Here is a 19,775-nt window from a genome sequence, read left to right as displayed (position 1 = left end):
ACCGTATTAGAGTATTGATAGGCTTTTTCATTTCTATTTATCAGAGGCGGTTAATGCAGTTGAAGCGGCATTTTAGTTTGAAGTTTGTTTTTCTCATGCCCTTGGTTCTGTCTGCTCTCGTACTGGCATTAACCATCAAAAACTACGTCGATCTGGTAAACCGAGAAATCAGTGATGAGTACGGTCGTATTCAAAATGATTTGTCTCGCGCCGCTAAGCTTGTTACGGCTATCGATTACAGTTTTACCAACTACTCCAAATCGCAATATATCTTTTTGCTAGAACACAACCGGCAGATAAAAAACAGTGTGTGCCAGATGTGGCCTATTGATGCCTTGCTGCTTACCGACGGTCGCAACCACGATATGCCCGCAGTAGATATTAACTATATGCTGGTGGGCACAATCGAACTGTGTGATTCAGACAGTGACGTCTATCAGCGCGTTGCAAATCAGGTCTCGTTGGCCCCTGTGCTGTCCTTCATGCACGATATTGATGACACGATCCTTGGCGTTCAATACATTGACCGTGAGGGCTACCTGATGTCCTCTCCGGACACTTACGCAAAACAGGCAACAGTCGAACTGCTGGATACGATCAAAGCGCGACCTTTTTGGCAATCGACGGCGCAAAACCCAGACGTTATTTCAATTTCAGGGCCAGCGCCGATCGCCGCAACCAGCGACTTAGTCATGAGTTTAACCATGCCCGTTTACTCTTTAGGTGAGCATCAAGGCATGCTGTCATTGGACATTGCTTATGATGAACTGATGGACACGAGAGGCAAGTTGTCGGGAAAACTGGAAATTATAAATGCAACCACGACTTCCTTTCCCGACAATGCAACTCGTGTTGAGATGTTCAATCTTGAGGGCGTCCGTGGTGACCATCATCTAATTTATCGCCTGGATCCCATCAAAGAGATTGGCTATTTTGTCTCTTCTCATCGATACAGTTTGCTCGTGATAGGCTTTATCTACGTGTTCTCAGTTATCGTGTTGTTTTTGATTAATACTCGAGTTGAGCACGGATACTTGAAAGATCTTGCTGCCAAAGATGCGATGACAGGACTGCTGAACCGAAGAGGGCTACAAGATTTCTTGGTTAATGTGCAGCATGGGGAGTATGTTGCCATCGCGGTTTTCGATATTGATAATTTCAAATCGATCAACGACACCTATGGTCATGATGTTGGAGACAACGTTATTTGCTACATGGCAGACCAGATCAGCTACAGTATTCGCGCGAGTGATGCGGTGGCACGATTTGGGGGTGAAGAATTTGTGGTTTACATGAGTGGTAGCAACCGAGATGCGCTGAAGAAGTCATTACTGCGAGTCCAACAATCGATCCGTTCTCGATCTCAAGACGTTGTTGCGCCTGGCTTTACGGTTTCAGGTGGTGTTGAAATTGTCGATGAAGCGCAAGCCAGCAACTTTGAGGCGTTGTTCAAAGCTGCTGACGAAAAGCTATACCAAGCCAAAACGTCGGGTAAGGATAAACTTGTGTTCTAAGCTGCGTCGAGTGCGTCTCGGTAACGAGTGATATGCTCAACGATTGGCGCCGCTTTGTTAAAGGTACGAATTTCTCTAAATAACTCTGCCGCTTGAGGGTATTGTTGGCGCAAGTAAGAGAACCACTGCTTAACTCTGTTCGGGTAGTAAAGGCCTTTGTCGCCTTTCATTTCGTACTGAGAATAGACAAGCAGTAACTCGACCACCTCTGACCAAGGCATTACAGCGTGGTTGTGTTTTACAACATTACCAAGGTTTGGAACATTGAACGCGCCGCGGCATACCATCAGCGAATCCACACCCGTTGTTTCGATACAGGCTTGACCATCTTCGTAATTCCAAATTTCACCATTGGCGATCAGTGGAATCGTAAAACGCTCACGAAGTTGGCCGATGTACTCCCACTTAATCTCGCTTGCTTTGTAGCCGCCTGCTTTGGTGCGTGCATGAACGGTCAACTCATTAGCGCCTGCTTTTTCTATTGCGTCTACTATCTCGAAGCAGTCTTCTGGATTCTCCCAACCTAGGCGTATTTTCGCCGTCACTGGGATATCGCTCGGCACCGCTTCACGGCAGGCTTTGACGACCTGGTGGATAAGCTCTGGGTGTTGAAGAAGCGCGGCGCCACCTTTGCTTTTGTTCACAAGCTTGGCTGGGCAGCCAAAGTTAAGATCGACGCCTCTTGCGCCCAATTCGGCTGCTTTTATGGCATTTTCTGCCATCCAAACCGGATCTTGGCCAAGCAGTTGAACATGAACAGGCACCCCCGATTTGGTTTGAGACCCTTGCAGTAGCTCTGGACATAGACGATGGAAGACATGATCGGGCAGCAGCTGATCGACGACTCGAACAAACTCAGTTACGCACAAATCATAATCATTGATGTCGGTTAAGATCTCGCGCATCAAATGATCTAACACGCCCTCCATTGGGCCAAGAACTAATCGCATAAAAAACGCCTCTATTTATGGAGGCGTGATTTTAGTGGCAAGTGATGCAAAAGTCACTGCTTTGATAAGATTGCAGGGCTTGGAAAAGAGAAGGCTAGTTATTAAATCCTTATAACTAGCCGAGACTACATGTGTCTAATCATCACAAGAAGCAGGTGCTCGAGCCAGGGAGGAAGTCTCGAAGTGACCTAAAGCCTTGCATAGGGTTATAATGCGTGCCTTATCAGTTAAACACTAGAAGTGAATCATGAAGTATCAATTACTGACACTGCCAGACTCATTAACTAACGAATCTCCCTATTTCGTCGAGGGTTTAACCCTTGCTGCCAACTTGGCAACCAAACCTCTTGCCCCTGAAGTTTGGTTAGAGAGCGTATTTTCTGAAAGCGCAAGTCAAGTGAAAGCGCCGATTGAAGCTCATATTACCCAGCAGTACACGTATTTAAAGGCGAATGAGTACTCCTTGCTCGGGTTGCTTGATGAGGTCGCCAAGCAGGATCAGCTAGCCGACATCGCTGAAGGCTTTATGACGCTTTGGCCGACGGTAGAAGAGCAGTGGCAAGAAGTACACGTTGGCGATGGCACACTTCGCATGTTGCAAGCTCTATTGACGTCATTCATGCTGGCGATTGATGAAGCACAAACTCAAGCTCAAATGCGAGAAGCGGGCATTGAAACACCGCCGTCATTGGCCGATTTTATCGACCAACTCGACCTGATGATCATCGAAGTTGCTCACGCCGCCGATGAGGCGATGGTTGGCGCTAAGTCGCAAAGCGTTAATCCGTACAAACAAGTAGGGCGTAACGATCCATGCTTGTGCGGTAGCGGTAAAAAGTTCAAGCAGTGTTGTGGAAAATAGAACAAAGTTAACTTTTTTCGGTCAAACCAAGTTCGAAACACGATTATAAAGAGAGTCATGGCGACTCAATAGGAACAAGATTAATGAAAAAACTGGCCGCATTACTGTTTATGAGCTTCTCTGTGTTGGCAGCGCCAAAAGACGAGCTTAATCAGCGTTTACAGCAAACGGAAGGTTTTAGTGCTGACTTTACTCAGCAGGTGACAAGTCCTGATGGTGATTTGGTGATGGAAGGTGAGGGATCGGTAGAAATTTCTCGTCCAAGTCTTTTCCGCTGGACAACCACAATGCCAGATGAAAACGTGTTGGTCTCAGATGGCAAAAGTCTTTGGTATTACAGCCCATTCATCGAACAAGTGAGTATCTACTGGCAAGAGCAAGCGACAGAGCAAACCCCGTTTGTATTGTTGACTCGCAACCGCCAAAGTGACTGGGAAAACTACAATGTTTCTCAACAGGGCGATGTGTTCACACTTGTCCCAACTGCTGTGGATTCAAACCAAGGTCAATTTAAATTAGAGATCGATGCCAAAGGCGCGGTGAAAGGATTTAGTGTGATTGAACAAGACGGTCAGCAGAGTGCGTTCAAGTTCGCTAACATTGATTTAACTAAACCTAAAGCTGAGCGCTTCACCTTTGCCATTCCACAAGGTGTCGAGGTTGATGACCAAAGGAATTAAAAGTGAGTAATTTCTCATTTGATTTTTCAGGGGACGAAGATTTTCGTCCCCTCGCTGCTAGAATGCGCCCAGAAACGCTTGACCAGTATATTGGTCAACAACATATTCTCGGCGCAGGTAAACCGTTGCGACGAGCGTTGGAAGCGGGTCACATCCACTCCATGATTTTGTGGGGGCCTCCAGGCACAGGGAAAACAACGCTCGCTGAAGTGGCGGCAAACTACGCCAACGCAGAAGTTGAGCGAGTCTCTGCCGTGACCTCCGGTGTGAAAGAAATCCGCGCAGCAATTGAAAGAGCGCGCGAAAATAAGTTGGCTGGCAGACGCACGATCTTGTTTGTTGACGAGGTTCACCGCTTCAATAAATCGCAGCAAGATGCCTTTCTTCCACATATCGAAGATGGCACGGTGACCTTCATTGGCGCCACCACGGAAAACCCGTCTTTTGAGCTGAACAACGCATTGCTGTCGCGTGCCCGAGTCTACAAGTTAACCTCTCTTTCTCAGCAAGATATTGGTTTGGCATTGCAGCAAGCAATCAACGATGAGCAACGTGGCTTAGGTAAGGTTGAAGCGGCTTTTGATGAAGGGGTCCTAGATAGACTTTCTGAGCTGGTAAATGGTGACGCGCGGATGTCGCTTAACTATCTTGAGCTTCTCTACGATATGGCAGAAGAAGACGCCCAAGGTGTTAAGGTGATTACCTTACCATTACTGGCCGAGGTCGCCGGTGAAAAAGTTTCGCGCTTTGATAACAAAGGCGATATTTGGTACGACTTAATCTCTGCGGTTCATAAGTCGATTCGTGGTTCTAATCCTGATGCTGCGCTGTATTGGTCGGCGCGAATGATTGCGGCAGGCTGTGATCCGCTGTATATCGCAAGACGCCTACTCGCGATTGCCTCTGAAGATGTCGGCAACGCGGACCCGCGCGCCATGCAAGTAGCCTTGTCCGCATGGGATTGCTTTACCCGAGTTGGACCTGCAGAGGGCGAAAGAGCCATAGCTCAAGCCATCGTTTACCTCGCTTGTGCGCCAAAGAGCAACGCTGTTTATACCGCTTGGAAGCAAGCTTTGCGTGATGCTCATAACCTACCAGAGTATGAAGTGCCGCCCCATTTGCGCAATGCACCTACCTCGTTGATGAAAGATCTCGGCTATGGCGCTGAGTATCGCTATGCACACGATGAGCCTGGCGCATACGCTGCTGGTGAAAGATATCTTCCTCCAGAAATGGCAGAGACTCGCTACTACCAACCGACCAACCGAGGGTTAGAAACTAAAATTGGCGAAAAGTTAGATTACTTGGCTAGTTTAGACGCAAAAAGCCCACAAAAGCGCTATGAATAAGCGCCCATTTTAGATACATTTATTCGGTTAATATTTTTAGCGCTTGAGCACGATGCTTAAGCGCCATTTCACAACTAAAAAAGCATAGGATTAACAATGCTGGATTCTAAATTACTTCGTACAGAGCTGGATGAAACAGCTGCAAAACTAGCGCGTCGTGGCTTTAAGCTAGACGTAGAAACAATCCGTACACTTGAAGAACAACGCAAGTCGATTCAAGTTGAAGTTGAAAATTTACAATCCACGCGTAACTCCATCTCTAAGCAGATCGGCCAAAAAATGGCGGCTGGCGATAAAGAAGGTGCTGAAGAGATCAAGAAACAAATCGGTACGCTAGGTAGCGATCTTGATGCTAAAAAAGTTGAACTTGATGCAGTAATGGCGCAACTTGAAGAGATCACGCTGTCTGTGCCAAACCTGCCAGCTGACGATGTGCCAGATGGTAAAGACGAAGATGACAACGTCGAGATTTCTCGTTGGGGTGAGCCAAAAACTTACGACTTCGAACTAAAAGATCACGTTGATCTCGGTGAAATGGGGGGCGGTCTTGATTTCGCGAGCGCGACTAAAATCACTGGTGCACGTTTCATCGTGATGAAAGGTCAATTTGCTCGCCTACACCGTGCAATTGCCCAGTTTATGCTTGATCTACACACTGAAGAGCACGGTTACTCTGAAATGTACGTACCGTATCTAGTGAACTCTGACAGCCTATTTGGTACCGGTCAGCTACCAAAATTTGGTAAAGACCTGTTCCACACTGAGCCACTAGAAGAGAAAGTAAACGACGAAGAGCCGCGTAAACTGTCTCTGATCCCAACGGCAGAAGTACCAGTAACGAACCTTGTTCGCGATACGATTTCTGACGAAGCGGATCTACCGCTTAAGATGACAGCTCACACGCCATGTTTCCGTTCTGAAGCGGGCTCTTACGGTCGTGATACTCGTGGTTTGATTCGTATGCACCAGTTCGACAAAGTTGAGCTAGTACAAATCACTCGTCCAGAAGATTCAATGGACGCACTAGAAGAGCTAACTGGCCACGCTGAGAAAGTTCTACAACTTCTAGAACTGCCTTACCGTAAAGTGGTTCTATGTACTGGTGACATGGGCTTCGGTGCACGTAAAACTTACGACCTAGAAGTTTGGGTTCCAGCGCAAGAGACTTACCGTGAGATCTCATCTTGTTCAAACATGTGGGATTTCCAAGCTCGTCGTATGCAAGCGCGTTTCCGTCGTAAAGGCGAGAAGAAACCTGAGCTTGTACACACGCTAAACGGTTCTGGTCTAGCAGTTGGTCGTACAATGGTCGCTATTCTAGAGAACAACCAAGAAGCAGATGGCCGCATCGCAATCCCTGCAGTACTTCAGAAGTACATGGGCGGCGCAACGCACATCGGTTAATCTCGACCGAATACGAAAAGATGAAAGGCGACTCAATGAGTCGCCTTTTTATTAAATGCCTGAAATAAAAAAGCCAGCTATTTAGCTGGCTTTGTTGTTTCATAATGAGATTAAATACTCATCTCACCGCGTAAGACTTGCTGCATTTTCACTTTCACTTGCTCGTATGAGAGGTCTTGGCTAAGTAGATAGTGAAGCTTGGCAAGAGCAGCTTCTGGGGTCATATCGTAGCCGCTGATCACGCCCGCTTCGGCAAGGGCACATCCAGTCGCGTAGCCACCCATATTTACTTTGCCTGCCAAACATTGCGTGAGGTTAACGACGATCACGCCGCGTTCAGAGGCGTCTTTTAAGTGACTAAGAAGCTCAGGGTTTTGCGGCGCATTACCAACGCCAAAAGTCAGCAAGATCATCGCATTGACCGGTTGCAGCAATGTATTGCGAATGACCTCGTGAGAGATGCCAGGGTACATGGTGATGACACCAATTGGCTGCGGCGTAATGTCGTGTACTTTAAATTCGCCCTCTGGAACATGCCCAACCTTAATGTCATTGCTGATCTGGATATTAATCCCTGCTTCGAGCAAAGGTGGCAAGTTTGGAGAAGTAAAGGCATTAAAACCATCAGCGTGAGATTTGGTACTGCGATTGCCACGCATTAGCTTGTTGTTGAAGAACAACGTCACTTCATTGATCGGATAATTTGCTGCGATATGGAGTGCATTCAACAAGTTCGCTTGGCCGTCAGAGCGCAGCTCCGCCAGCGGGATTTGCGAACCAGTCACAATGACCGGCTTACCAAGGTTCTCTAGCATAAAAGAGAGAGCTGAAGCGGTATAGGCCATGGTGTCAGTGCCGTGCAGAATAACGAAACCGTCATACTTGTCGTAGTTGGCACGAATGTCATCAGCGATTTGCTGCCAATCTTTTGGAGTCATATCCGAGGAATCGATCAGTGGATCGTATTCATGGATGGTGAACTCTGGCATTTCTGGGCGGTGGAATTCTGGCATGCTCGCCAGTTGTTTTTCCATAAAGCCAGCGACAGGAACGTAACCGTGATCATGCGACTTCTGCATACCAATGGTGCCGCCCGTATAAGCGATATAGATGTGTTTTCTTGCCATTGCTTAGAAACCAGTATTGTAGGGGGAACAGAGCGTGGGATTATATAGGAATCGGGGCCAATAAAAAGGGGCATTCCGCACAGGAACACCCCAAAAGTCGCGTGCTATACGCGGATGCACTGCCCAGGATTAAACGGGCAGTATCTGATTTGTTGCTTTATTGCACCATACAGTTCAAACAGAAGGCGTAATGGCCTTTCGGGTCGTTAAAGCTCTGCAGTAAATCTGAGTCTGCCCTGACTTGTTTGATCACAGGTTGCAGTGCTGGTGGCAGATAACTGTTAATATCAATCCCGACAGAGACTTTCACTTGATTCATCAGATCTTGAATGAACTGTTGTGCAGGGCTTAATGGTTCTTCCACCCAGTAAATGTCGTAGTTTTCGACTTCTGCAAGTTCGGCAGCGAGGCTAACGGCATCATCAAAGTCGCCAATGCTATCCACCAAGCCAAACTTCATCGCATCTTGGCCAGTCCAAACTCGTCCTTGGGCAATGTTATCAAGCTGGGTAAGAGAGATATTACGATTTTCACTGACCAACTGAGTGAAGCGTTTGTAGCCGTGCTCAATACCAAGTTGGAACGCTTCTGCTGCCCCCTCCGATAAACCTGTCGTCACACCGACATCTGAGAATGGCGATGTGCCAACGCCATCGGTGTAGACGCCGAGCTCATTCAATCCTTTCTCAAAGGTGGTGATGACACTGAAGATACCAATAGAGCCCGTCAAGGTTGTTGGCTGCGCGACAATGCGGTCAGCACTCATTGAAATCCAGTAGCCTCCCGATGCCGCTAAGCTCGACATTGACGCGACAACAGGTTTTCCTGCTTCTTTTAGGGCTTCAATTTCATTGCGAATCACCTCAGAGGCAAAGGCACTACCGCCCGGGCTGTCCACGCGTAGGACAACCGCTTTGACTTTATCATCATTGCGCGCTTGACGAAGCAGGGCTGCGACCGTATCGCCTCCGACCGTTCCGCGTGGCTGGCTACCGTCCATAATGGCACCACTTGCGACCACAACAGCGATGTCATTTGCACTGGTGCTAAATGATGGCGTCATGGTGGGTTGGTAGTCGTAGTAACTAATGTGGTTGTAGCTGTCTTCGCCATTGCTACCAAACACATCAATTAGTTCGGCGCGTACTTGCTGGCGGGTCGCCAGTTGATCAACCAAACCAATGTTCAGCGACAGCGCAGCAAGATCGCCATCGTTTTTCTTTAGTAGCGTTAGGAATTCATCCATGCTCAGGTGTAGCGACTCAGGCTTAATTTGTCGATTCGCGGCGATATCATCAACAAACGCTCCCCAAAGTTGACTTAACCAACGAGAAGCCGACTCTTTTGCTTCTTCTGACATATCATCACGAACAAAAGGCTCTATGGCAGATTTGTAAGTCCCCACTCGGAAGACATGCGTGTTGACGTTGAGCTTCTCGAGTAGCGTTTTGTAATAGAGTGAGTATGAGCTGTAACCCTTTAGCAGAACTGCGCCATCAGGGGCGAGGTATACTTTGTCTGCGTAACTGGCTAAGTAATATTGGCTCTGATTGTAGAATCCGCCAGCGGCATAAATCGGTTTGCCTGACGCTTTAAACTCGTTCAACGCTTTTGCAATGTAGCGAAGTTTAGTTAAGTTGGTTTCAGGTAAATCGCCAAGAGCAAGTACTAAGCCACTAATTTTAGGGTCATCTTTTGCGTAGCGGAGTGTCTCAACGATATCAAACAAGATATTTTCTTTGGGTAAGTCTTGACCGATCAAGGAGCCAGTAAACGAATCCATTGGATTGACGTAGTTCGGCTGTTCAACGATAGGGCCAGACAGGTTGAGAATAAGAGCTGACTCAGTGGGAACGGTTGGCGCTTCGCTTTGTGCGTGAAAATAGACAAAATAGATGATCGCTATTGAGGCTAAGAAAAACAGGTTGGTAAGCGCTAGACGCACAAAGGTAATGAGTTTCCAAATCCCTCTGAAGAATAGACCGATAAACTTAAATAGTTTTTTCATTTAATCTCCGCTGCATAGACGCAGGTAAAGGCTTATAAGACCTTATAATTCCAGATAAGTTACATCCTACTGAAACTAGTATACCCAAACAACTGTAAGATTGATCGGTGTTACAAAAATGTAAACGCTTGTTTGATTTATATTACGATGATGTTTATTCTGGTCAGACCAGAATAATTAAACGAAAGTGATGTCTGCCATGTACCCAAATCTATTACAGCCGTTAGATCTAGGATTTACTCAAATCAGAAACCGAGTCTTAATGGGCTCTATGCATACTGGACTTGAAGAACACAAAGAAGGTCTAGGAAAACTCGCGGCTTTTTACGCTGAACGTGCAAAAGGCGGGGTAGGTTTAATCGTAACCGGTGGTTTTTCTCCAAACTTACGTGGACGCTTACATCCATTTAGCGCAGAGTTTAGCAAACCCAAGCACGCAAAGGCGCATCAGGTTGTTACTGAGGCTGTGCATGAACATGGCGGCAAGATTGCGTTACAACTGCTTCATGCAGGTCGATACGCCATGCATCCTTTCTCCCAAAGTGCTTCATCGATTAAGGCGCCAATCGCGAAGTTCGCGCCGAGTGAAATGAGCACGCGCCAAATTAAGAAAACCATCGATGCGTTCGCAAACAGTGCCTCGCTCGCTCAACTAGCGGGGTATGACGGTGTTGAAGTCATGGGCTCGGAAGGCTATCTCATCAACCAGTTTATCTGTAAGCGAACCAACATGCGCTACGATGAGTGGGGCGGCAGTTATGAGAATCGCATGCGCTTTCCTCTTGAGATCGTTAAGTCGATTCGCAAAGCTGTAGGCGAGAAATTTATCATTATCTTCCGCTTATCCATGCTTGATCTGGTTGAAGAGGGCAGTACGTTTGATGAAGTCGTGATGCTGGCTAAAGAGCTAGAAAAAGCAGGCGTGACGATCATCAACACAGGGATTGGTTGGCATGAGGCTCGCATTCCAACTATTGCAACTCAAGTACCTCGCGGCGCGTTTACTTGGGTTACGGAAAAAGTACGCCCGCACGTGAATGTACCTATCGTAACGTGTAACCGAATCAACACTCCGGAAGAGGCGGAAAGAATCTTGTCCAGCGGGCATGCTGACATGGTTTCTATGGCGCGTCCTTTCTTGGCAGACCCCCATTTCGTTATCAAAGCTGAGAACAATCAATCGCAACTTATCAACACCTGCATTGGGTGTAACCAAGCATGTTTGGATAATGTGTTTAAGGGCAAGCGTGCGAGCTGTTTAGTCAATCCACTGGCCTGCCGTGAAGATGAGTTGGTGGTCACGCCAACAGACAAACCGAAGAATATTGCGGTGGTGGGCGCGGGGCCTGCGGGCTTATCATGTGCGACGACCCTTGCCAAACGTGGCCATCAAGTGGATCTGTTTGAGCGCAACGATCGCATTGGTGGCCAGTTCCGCCTTGCTATGCAGATCCCAGGCAAAGAAGAGTTTCGTGAGACCATTCGCTACTTTGCCAATCTAATTGACGAAACTGGCGTCAAACTGCACTTAGAAACGGAAGCCAACTTCGATCTGCTCAACGAGTACGATGAAGTGATTATGGCGTCAGGCGTGGAGCCGAGAAAAGTGAAGATTGATGGCATCGACAATCTTGAAAAAGTGGTCGATTACCAGACGCTTATTCGTGACAAAACTTTTGTCGGGAACAAAGTGGCGATCGTCGGCGCTGGTGGGATTGGTGTCGATGTCGCGACGATGTTAACCGAACCAGCAGGCCATAACCTTGACGACTGGTTGCATGAATGGGGTATCGATAAGGAAATCGCCCATCCTGGTGGTTTGTATCCATACCCAGATTCATTGAGTGATAAAGAGGTCTGGGTCTTGCAGCGTCGTAAAGGCAGAGTGGGTAAAGGTCCGGGCAAGACAACGGGGTGGATTCATAAACGCACCTTAGAAAAGCGGGGAGTCAATTTATTAGGTGGCGTGAGCTACGAGAAGATTGATGAACAAGGCCTCCATATTACCGCTGAAGGCGAATCCAAGTTGCTTGAAGCTGATAAGGTGATCATTTGTGCGGGCCAAGAGTCAGTAAGACCGTTTGAAGATAAATGGCATTTACTCGGCGATAAACTGCATATCATTGGTGGCGCAGATTATGCGGGCGAGTTGGATGCCGTCCGTGCGATTCGCCAAGGTGTCGAACTGGCCGTTAAGCTATAACGTCGCTTTACCGCGCAAGTACGAAAAAAGAAGACCTCCGCATGGAGGTCTTCTTTGTTCTGCGAGTTTTACAAAATGACGGTTTTGTTGCCGTAGACAAACACATGGTCATTGAGCACCTTGTTAAGCGCTTTGCTGAGCACGTTTTTCTCGACGTCTCGGCCTGCTTGCGCCATGTCTTGGGCGCTGAAGTTGTGATCCACAGGAATGACGTCCTGCTTGATGATCGGCCCTTCATCAAGGTCATTGGTTACGAAGTGGGCAGTGGCACCAATGATTTTCACACCACGCTCATACGCCTGTTGGTAAGGTTTAGCACCAATAAACGCAGGTAGGAAACTGTGGTGAATATTGATGATTTTGTGATGATATTTTTCAACGAATGAAGGCGTTAACACACGCATGTACTTAGCTAGCACTAAGTAGTCCGCTTGGTATTGGTCGATCACTTCCAGCATTTTTTGCTCGTGCTCTTCGCGATTCAAACCTTCATGAGACACATGGTGGTAAGGAATATCAAACTTTTCCGTTAGGCTTTGTAGCGTGTCGTAGTTACCGACAACCGCAGCGATGTCCACATCCAAACTGCCATCGTAATTTTTCATCAAGATATCGCCGATGCAGTGAGCTTCTTTCGTAACCAGAATCACAATGCGTTTGCGGTTCGAGCCAATTAACTTGCGCTTTGCACCTTGGGGCAGTGCCTGATCAAGGTCAGCAAGGAAAGTTTCATCATTGAAGTAACCCTCAAGCTCGGTACGCATGAAGAAGTGGCCGCTAGTATTATCAACAAACTCATTATTATGAATGATATTCAGTTGATGCTTGTAACAGATGTTAGTGATCTTGGAGATCAGTCCAGGCGCATCTGTGCAGTGTGTCAGTAGTGTTTTCTTTTCCATTTAGTTGGTACTTCCGTGAATTATTTTTTTTTATTTCTGAAATTTATACAGGGCTCCGAACGGTGAAGTAACCCGCATTATAAAAGCTACAATTAAACTAATATCAAGATGGTTTCAACAAATAATCTGACTAAATCGTTTGGCTAACCAGCCATGAGAGTTTTTCAAGAGGAGTTCGTGCCTGTATTGGTTCAAAAGTTAAGGTTTGTGTTGAATGGCTATCCCTCTATTGAGTGTCTTAAGGTGGTATTTATGGATAAAGAACTTCTAGCCCGTAAGCTGTATTCTGAGAGAGTGAGTTCGCTCATTGGTGATAAAGATTTAGATGAAGCTCTGCTAGATCAAATGTGGGAAAACAAAGCATCGCCTGCGGAAGCGGCAAAAGCGATGACAGAAGAGCATAACGAGTTTAATGGCCCTGCATGGTTATCGCGTTACCTTAACCGTCGTTAATCGATCTCAATCCTAATTCTATGCGCGCGAATCCAATCGGATTCGCGCGTTGCTTTGAAAACTGCCATAATCCTTCTCCCGACGATTTGCTCCTACAGATAATTGATGATCGCAAAAACCTTTTCTTCAGACGGTGCGCTTGGCAAAGCCATACCTGGTTTTCAACCTCGCCAGGCTCAGCTTGATATGGCAGAAGCTGTACAGAATGCCATTAAAACCGACGGCCAGTTGGTGGTTGAGGCGGGCACAGGAACGGGAAAAACGTTCGCCTACCTTGTTCCGGCACTAATGAGCGGTAAAAAAGTCATCATCAGTACTGGTTCAAAAAACCTTCAAGAGCAGCTTTATCATCGCGATCTACCCTTGATGGTCAGTGCGCTCGGCTTTTACGGTCAAGTGGCTTTGCTGAAAGGGCGATCAAACTACCTCTGCTTGGATCGCCTCAGTCGGCAAATGGTGGAAAGCCACAGCAACACCGCCGATCCAACCTTGCTTAGTCAGCTTGTTAAAGTCCGCTCTTGGGTGAGTGAAACCAAGACAGGCGATCTCGGTGACTGTGATGCCATTGCGGAAGATAGCCCGATAATCCCTTCGATAACATCGACCAATGACAACTGTTTGGGTAAAGAGTGCCCTAGCTACCAAGACTGCTTTGTTCTTAAAGCGCGTAAAAAGGCAATGGATGCAGACGTGGTGGTGGTTAATCACCATTTGTTCCTTGCTGATTTAGCGATAAAAGAGACAGGCTTTGGCGAGCTAATTCCCGAAGCTGATGTGTTTGTGTTTGACGAAGCGCATCAATTGCCTGATATCGCCAGCCAATATTTTGGTCAGTCGTTATCCAGTCGCCAAATTCAAGAGTTGTGTAAAGATATTGAAATTGGCTATCGGACCGAAGCAAAAGATATGCGCCAGTTGCAAAAAGCGGGCGAAAAGCTTCTGCAAACGGCGATGGATCTGCGGATTATTCTCGGTGAACCTGGTTTTCGTGGTAACTGGCGAGAGGCGATTCAATCACCAAATATTGCCAGAGAAATGGAGCGCCTGCGTGAAGCGCTAGACTTTGTGTTAGAGGTGCTAAAACTTGCCTTGGGGCGAAGCCAATTGCTTGATAGTGCATTTGAACGAGCCAATACCTTACAAGCTCGTCTGACACGTGTGTGTGAAGTCTCCATTACGGGTTACTCTTACTGGTTTGATACCACGCCTAGGCATTTTAGTTTGCATATCACGCCACTGTCGGTCGCGGATAAATTTCATGAGCAGATTGAACTTAAGCAAGGGGCGTGGATATTTACCTCCGCGACTCTGGCCGTTAATGATGATTTCGGTCATTTCACCTCACGTTTGGGGCTCAAACCGGAAAAGCAGTTCTCTTTGCCGAGTCCCTTCGACTATCAAAGCCAAGCAAAACTCTGTGTACCGCGTTATTTGCCTGAACCCAATAGCCCCGGTCTTGCGGACAAATTAGTGCGCATGCTTAGTCCTGTGATAGAAAAAAACCAAGGACGATGTTTCTTCTTGTGTACCTCTCACAGCATGATGAGAGAGCTGGGTGAACGCTTTAGAGAGCAGCTTAGCGTGCCTGTCTTGATGCAAGGGGAAACCAGCAAACAGAAAACACTGGCAGAGTTTATGGAGTTAGGTAACGCCTTGCTCGTTGCAACCGGCGCTTTTTGGGAAGGAATTGATGTTAGAGGCGACAAGCTCAGCTGTGTTATTATCGACAAATTACCATTTACAGCGCCCGATGACCCATTGCTCAAAGCGCGTATTGAAGATTGCCAACTGAAAGGGGGCGATCCTTTTGCTCAGGTACAAATACCTGATGCGGTTATTACGTTGAAGCAGGGTGTCGGGCGACTAATACGAGACAAGAAAGACAAAGGAGCGCTGATCATTTGTGACAACCGTTTGGTCACAAGAGACTATGGTAGCGTGTTCTTATCGAGCTTACCGCCTATCCCAAGAACTCGGGATTTATCATTGGTCGAGCACTTTCTTGAACAGATTTCAGAAACAACCAACGAATAGTTAGAGATTTCAATGAGCGCAAAAATTCTTGCCCTAGATACGGCTACAGAGAACTGCTCTGTAGCGCTTTTAGTTGATGACAAGGTGTATGTTAGAAGCGAAGTTGCACCACGAGACCACACTAAAAAAATTCTACCCATGGTGGATGAAGTCTTGAAAGAAGCGGGTGTGGCGTTGGCCGAACTTGATGCTCTGGCGTATGGTCGTGGGCCAGGTAGCTTTACAGGTGTTCGCATTGGCATCGGTATTGCACAAGGTTTAGCGTTTGGTGCGGATTTACCGATGATTGGTGTATCGACACTGGAAGCTATGGCTCAAGGCAGCTACCGTAAACATGGTGTAGAGCACGTCGCGTGCGCCATAGATGCACGTATGAGCGAAGTGTACTGGGGACGATTTGCCCGTCAAGAAGATGGCACTTGGTCGTCAGTTGATGCCGAATGCGTCGTTCCACCGAGCATGCTAGCCGAGAATAGTACAGCCGATGAGCAGCTTTGGCGCACGGCAGGTACGGGCTGGGCGGCTTATCAAAATGAGCTAGAAGGGCTCCAGTTTAAAACTGAGGAAGGGGATGTGTTATTCCCAGACGCTGAAGATATCGTCTATCTTGCTCAGTTTGAGTTAGCGAAAGGCAACACGGTTGAAGCGGAAGCGGCAAGTCCAACGTACTTGCGTGACACGGTAGCATGGAAGAAGTTGCCAGGGCGTGAATAACCGCGGGTAAACGGCGATAGGCGGATAGTATGGTATCAATAAATGGTTTACCTCCTTCATTGCCAGGTCCTAATAAGGCCAACAAGGCAAACAAGAAGAACGAGGTAAAAAAAGCGCAGCAAAAAGAGCCTGTAGGCCAACCATCTAAGGTGGCGAATGCTGTTGCTCAAACTATCCGTCATGTCTCCGAGTCTGAAGTACACAAAGCGCAAATCCAATATGATCTTCCCGAAGGACGAAGTCGTAAGGCAATGGAAGAGTATATGAATGTCATGCACCAAGCTAAACGCGATGAACTATCACAAATGCTTGGTGTCGATATTTACATCTAGCTTCAAAGGTCCACAACGTATGACAATTTTTTCCCGCAGCCTTTTTGTCACGATCTCTCTATTACTGCTAAGTGCGTGCAGTACCTTGCCTGAAAACTTGAAATCTGAAGACCCTCAACTTGTTAGTGATTATACAGTTTGGCAATCCAAGCCCATTGCGAGCGGAGATGTCCGTTTAGGCGGCGTTATCGCTAAAGTGACCAATCTACAAAGCAAAACACGTGTCGAAGTGGTTAACTTGCCGATAAGTTCAAACGGAAAGCCAGATATCAGCCAAGAGCCGCAAGGACGTTTTGTTGGTTATATTGACGGCTACGCCGAGCCAGCGTCTCTTGCACAGGGGCGTTTGATCACTCTATTAGGTCAAAGCATTGGGACCGAACAAGGCGCAGTGGGTGACTATGAGTACACTTTTCCTGTGATGCAAGTGCAGGGTTTTCATTTATGGCGAATCGAAGAGCGGGTTAGGATTCAGGAAGTAGACAGTTATCTTTACCCATGTCGTGGTCTTTATTGTCGAGAGATGCGTCATAGCAGCCGACAAGGAACGGTGATTCAGGAAGTGAAATGACACCAATAGAACAAAGGTACGCCATTCAAGATATCGACATTGCGACCCTTGAGTATGGTAATAGCAAAACGGCCGACATATCGGTCGTTTTTTTACATGGGTGGCTGGATAATGCCGCCAGTTTTTCCACGGTTATGGCAGAGCTTCATCACCTTGAACCGCAACTGCATCTTTGCGCAATCGATTTACCTGGTCACGGTCTTTCTGGGCATAAGAAAGGGGCGAACTTCTACCCATTTCACGACTATTTAGACGATATTTACCAATTTTTGGTTAACTTGTCGCCAAACAGAGTGGTGTTGGTAGGGCATTCTCTTGGTGCTTTGATTGCAAGTTGTTATAGTGCCGCCTTCCCAGAGCAGGTTAGTGGTTTAGTTCAAATAGAAGGGTATGGTCCCTTGGCAGAAACCGAAGAGAATACGCTTAGCAGGATCAAAGAGGGTATTGCAAGTCGCCAACGGATCAGAAAAAAGCCGGTAAGAGCGATGGCGTCGCTGCAAAACGCGATAGAAAGACGCGCGAAAGTGAATGACATTGAGGCAAGCCTGATCGCGCCTGTCGTAAAGCGAGGCATTGAGCAGCAAGGCGAGCATTGGATTTGGCGCCACGATGTTAAGTTGCAAAGTCAGTCGCTCTATCGAATGTCACTTGAGCATGCGAAGTTCATTCGCCAAAACATCTCTTGTCCGCAGCTTGTTGTTTTGGGCAATCGAGGCTTTTCACATTTGCCTATTTTTCAGCAAGAGGCCTCTGATATGACTCAGTTTGAGGTCATTGAGGGCGGTCATCATTGCCACTTAGAACAACCTTTTAGAGTATCTAACCTAATTTTTGGCTTAGTTAACAAAATTTAAACAAGTGTTTGAGTGTTTCGTGCTCACACGCTTCGCCTGTGCTGTAATAGCGGGTGATAAAAACAAGACAATTTCATCGGCTTCAGCCAGCTTATTTCGAGGAGTATTACCGTGGATAAACCTTGGCTATCACGTTATCCAAGCGATGTGCCAGAGCACATTAACCCAGACCAATATCCATCTCTGGTTGAGATGTTTGAGCAGTCAGTACAGAAGTACGCTGACCAACCAGCATTTACAAATATGGGTTCGGTAATGACCTTCCGTAAACTGGAAGAACGCAGCCGCGCCTTTGCCGCATATCTGCAAAACGATTTGAAATTGCAAAAAGGCGACCGAGTTGCCCTCATGATGCCAAATTTACTGCAATACCCGGTAGCGTTATTTGGTGTTTTACGCGCAGGTTTGATAGCCGTTAACGTCAACCCGCTGTATACCCCTCGAGAGCTAGAGCATCAACTGAACGACTCAGGTGCAACGGCGATTGTTATTGTGTCCAACTTCGCCAATACGCTGGAGCAAATCGTTGATAACACGCAGGTAAAACACGTGGTACTCACGAGTTTGGGTCAGATGTTACCGCGAGCGAAAGGAACCATCGTTGACTTCGTGGTGAAATACGTCAAAGGCATGGTGCCAAAATACGATCTGCCGGGTGCTATCTCGATGCGTAAAGCACTGCATAAAGGGCGCCGTCTTCAGTACGTAAAACCCTTTATGTCGGGTGATGACATTGCCTTTCTCCAATACACAGGTGGAACAACCGGCGTAGCGAAGGGCGCAATTTTGACCCATCGCAATATGATTGCCAACGTCATGCAAGCGAAAGGCGCCTATGGCCCTGTATTGTCTGAAGGGCGCGAGCTGGTGGTCACCGCTTTGCCGCTGTATCACGTCTTTGCTTTGACGGTAAACTGTTTGCTGTTTATTGAAATGGGTGGGCAAAACCTACTCATCACTAACCCACGTGACATTCCAGGTTTTGTCAAAGAACTCCAGAAATACCCATTTACTGCGGTTACGGGAGTTAATACCTTGTTCAACGCCTTAGTCAATAACGAAGACTTCCATGAGCTTAACTTTAGCAACTTAAAGCTGGCTGTTGGTGGTGGCATGGCCGTTCAGCGTGCCGTCGCCGACCAGTGGAAGAAGACCACAGGTGTGCACCTGCTTGAAGGTTACGGATTAACAGAGTGTTCGCCTCTGGTCACGGGCAACCCATACGACTTGACTGACTACACGGGTGCGATTGGTTTGCCTGTCCCATCCACTGAAGTACGAATTGTCGATGATGAAGGTAACCCACTGCCAAATACAGAAGTGGGCGAGCTTCAAGTACGTGGTCCTCAGGTTATGCAAGGTTACTGGCAACGTCCTGAAGCAACCAAAGAAGTCATTAATGCAGAAGGTTGGTTATCAACAGGCGATATCGTCAAGTTTGATGAAGAAGGCTTGATCCACATTGTTGACCGTAAGAAAGACATGATTTTGGTATCGGGCTTCAATGTGTATCCAAATGAGATTGAAGATGTGGTAGCGCTTCATGGCAAAGTGCTTGAAGTTGCCGCGATTGGTCAACCTCATGAAGTGTCTGGTGAGATTGTTAAGATCTACGTTGTTAAGCGCGATCCTAGCCTTACTAAAGATGAAGTGATTGCTCACTGTCGTCAACATTTGACAGGCTACAAAGTACCTAAGTTAGTGGAGTTCAAAGAAGATCTACCAAAAACCAATGTGGGTAAGATTTTGCGCCGTGTTTTACGTGAAGAAAACGATGCCAACTTAGCCAAAGCTGAACAAAGCTGAACAAAGCTAATC

Annotated in this window: 17 protein-coding genes; 13 read left to right on the top strand and 4 right to left on the bottom strand. The window is 47.2% G+C overall.

Annotation, left to right across the window (positions count from 1 at the left end; translation table 11 throughout):
• Positions 1-53 precede the first annotated feature (53 nt).
• On the top strand, positions 54-1,514 hold the full coding sequence (locus OH458_RS01770) for a sensor domain-containing diguanylate cyclase (RefSeq protein WP_269977080.1): 1,461 nt from the start codon (positions 54-56) through the stop codon (positions 1,512-1,514).
• On the opposite strand, the gene dusC is transcribed toward OH458_RS01770, so the two are convergent.
• Complete coding sequence (gene dusC, locus OH458_RS01765; RefSeq protein WP_269977079.1) at positions 1,511-2,464, bottom strand: tRNA dihydrouridine(16) synthase DusC; 954 nt, start codon at positions 2,462-2,464, stop codon at positions 1,511-1,513. The genes OH458_RS01770 and dusC overlap by 4 nt on opposite strands.
• A 247-nt stretch (positions 2,465-2,711) precedes the next feature.
• On the opposite strand from dusC, the gene OH458_RS01760 reads away from it, so the two are divergent.
• The 4 genes from OH458_RS01760 to serS all read left to right on the top strand — a co-directional run bounded on the left by OH458_RS01760 (position 2,712) and on the right by serS (position 6,759).
• Positions 2,712-3,326, top strand: coding sequence for a YecA family protein (locus tag OH458_RS01760; protein WP_269977078.1), 615 nt, complete (start codon positions 2,712-2,714; stop codon positions 3,324-3,326).
• Between the two features lie 83 nt (positions 3,327-3,409).
• Complete coding sequence (gene lolA / locus OH458_RS01755) at positions 3,410-4,006, top strand: outer membrane lipoprotein chaperone LolA (RefSeq protein ID WP_038134033.1); 597 nt, start codon at positions 3,410-3,412, stop codon at positions 4,004-4,006.
• 2 nt (positions 4,007-4,008) lie between these two features.
• Positions 4,009-5,355, top strand: coding sequence for a replication-associated recombination protein A (locus tag OH458_RS01750; RefSeq protein ID WP_038191513.1), 1,347 nt, complete (start codon positions 4,009-4,011; stop codon positions 5,353-5,355).
• 96 nt (positions 5,356-5,451) lie between these two features.
• Positions 5,452-6,759 (top strand): serine--tRNA ligase, encoded by a 1,308-nt coding sequence (serS, locus tag OH458_RS01745; protein WP_039479843.1) that lies wholly within the window; start codon positions 5,452-5,454, stop codon positions 6,757-6,759.
• Between the two features lie 110 nt (positions 6,760-6,869).
• Here serS and ansA read toward each other — a convergent pair whose 3' ends face one another.
• Positions 6,870-7,886 carry an asparaginase gene (ansA, locus tag OH458_RS01740; RefSeq protein WP_005474872.1) on the bottom strand — a complete coding sequence of 339 codons (1,017 nt, stop codon included), beginning with the start codon at positions 7,884-7,886 and terminating at the stop codon, positions 6,870-6,872.
• A gap of 157 nt (positions 7,887-8,043) precedes the next feature.
• Entirely contained in the window at positions 8,044-9,894 is a 1,851-nt protein-coding gene (gene sppA / locus OH458_RS01735; RefSeq protein ID WP_269977077.1) for a signal peptide peptidase SppA, read from the bottom strand.
• Positions 9,895-10,084: 190 nt separating this feature from the next.
• Between sppA and OH458_RS01730 the strand changes: the two genes are divergently transcribed.
• Positions 10,085-12,097: an FAD-dependent oxidoreductase gene (locus OH458_RS01730; RefSeq protein ID WP_443088488.1), complete on the top strand. Its 2,013-nt coding sequence runs from the start codon at positions 10,085-10,087 to the stop codon at positions 12,095-12,097.
• Between the two features lie 68 nt (positions 12,098-12,165).
• Here the strand turns inward: OH458_RS01730 and purU are convergent, their stop codons facing one another.
• Positions 12,166-12,999 (bottom strand): formyltetrahydrofolate deformylase, encoded by an 834-nt coding sequence (gene purU, locus OH458_RS01725; protein WP_005474869.1) that lies wholly within the window; start codon positions 12,997-12,999, stop codon positions 12,166-12,168.
• A gap of 252 nt (positions 13,000-13,251) precedes the next feature.
• Here purU and OH458_RS01720 point away from each other — a divergent pair, with 252 nt between their 5' ends.
• The 7 genes from OH458_RS01720 (at position 13,252) to fadD (ending at position 19,763) form a co-directional block, all read left to right on the top strand.
• On the top strand, positions 13,252-13,452 hold the full coding sequence (locus OH458_RS01720) for a hypothetical protein (protein WP_005474901.1): 201 nt from the start codon (positions 13,252-13,254) through the stop codon (positions 13,450-13,452).
• 105 nt (positions 13,453-13,557) lie between these two features.
• Positions 13,558-15,486, top strand: coding sequence for an ATP-dependent DNA helicase (locus OH458_RS01715; RefSeq protein ID WP_269977076.1), 1,929 nt, complete (start codon positions 13,558-13,560; stop codon positions 15,484-15,486).
• A gap of 12 nt (positions 15,487-15,498) precedes the next feature.
• On the top strand, positions 15,499-16,200 hold the full coding sequence (gene tsaB, locus OH458_RS01710) for a tRNA (adenosine(37)-N6)-threonylcarbamoyltransferase complex dimerization subunit type 1 TsaB (protein WP_269977075.1): 702 nt from the start codon (positions 15,499-15,501) through the stop codon (positions 16,198-16,200).
• Between the two features lie 29 nt (positions 16,201-16,229).
• Positions 16,230-16,532, top strand: a complete 303-nt coding sequence (locus OH458_RS01705; RefSeq protein WP_038134058.1) for a hypothetical protein — start codon at positions 16,230-16,232, stop codon at positions 16,530-16,532.
• Between the two features lie 19 nt (positions 16,533-16,551).
• Positions 16,552-17,103 carry a Slp family lipoprotein gene (locus OH458_RS01700; RefSeq protein ID WP_269977074.1) on the top strand — a complete coding sequence of 184 codons (552 nt, stop codon included), beginning with the start codon at positions 16,552-16,554 and terminating at the stop codon, positions 17,101-17,103.
• The gene (locus OH458_RS01695; protein WP_269977073.1) at positions 17,100-17,957 is read left to right on the top strand and encodes an alpha/beta fold hydrolase; all 858 of its coding nucleotides are present in this window, start codon (positions 17,100-17,102) and stop codon (positions 17,955-17,957) included. The genes OH458_RS01700 and OH458_RS01695 overlap by 4 nt, the downstream gene beginning before the upstream one ends.
• 111 nt (positions 17,958-18,068) lie before the next feature.
• Positions 18,069-19,763, top strand: coding sequence for a long-chain-fatty-acid--CoA ligase FadD (fadD, locus tag OH458_RS01690; RefSeq protein WP_038134066.1), 1,695 nt, complete (start codon positions 18,069-18,071; stop codon positions 19,761-19,763).
• The last annotated feature ends 12 nt before the right edge of the window (positions 19,764-19,775 follow it).

The sequence above is a fragment of the Vibrio sp. MarTm2 genome (assembly GCF_027587055.1).
Lineage (GTDB): Bacteria > Pseudomonadota > Gammaproteobacteria > Enterobacterales > Vibrionaceae > Vibrio > Vibrio sinaloensis_D.
Note: the sequence above shows the minus strand (reverse complement) of the source record. Positions and strands in the feature narration are given on the sequence as shown.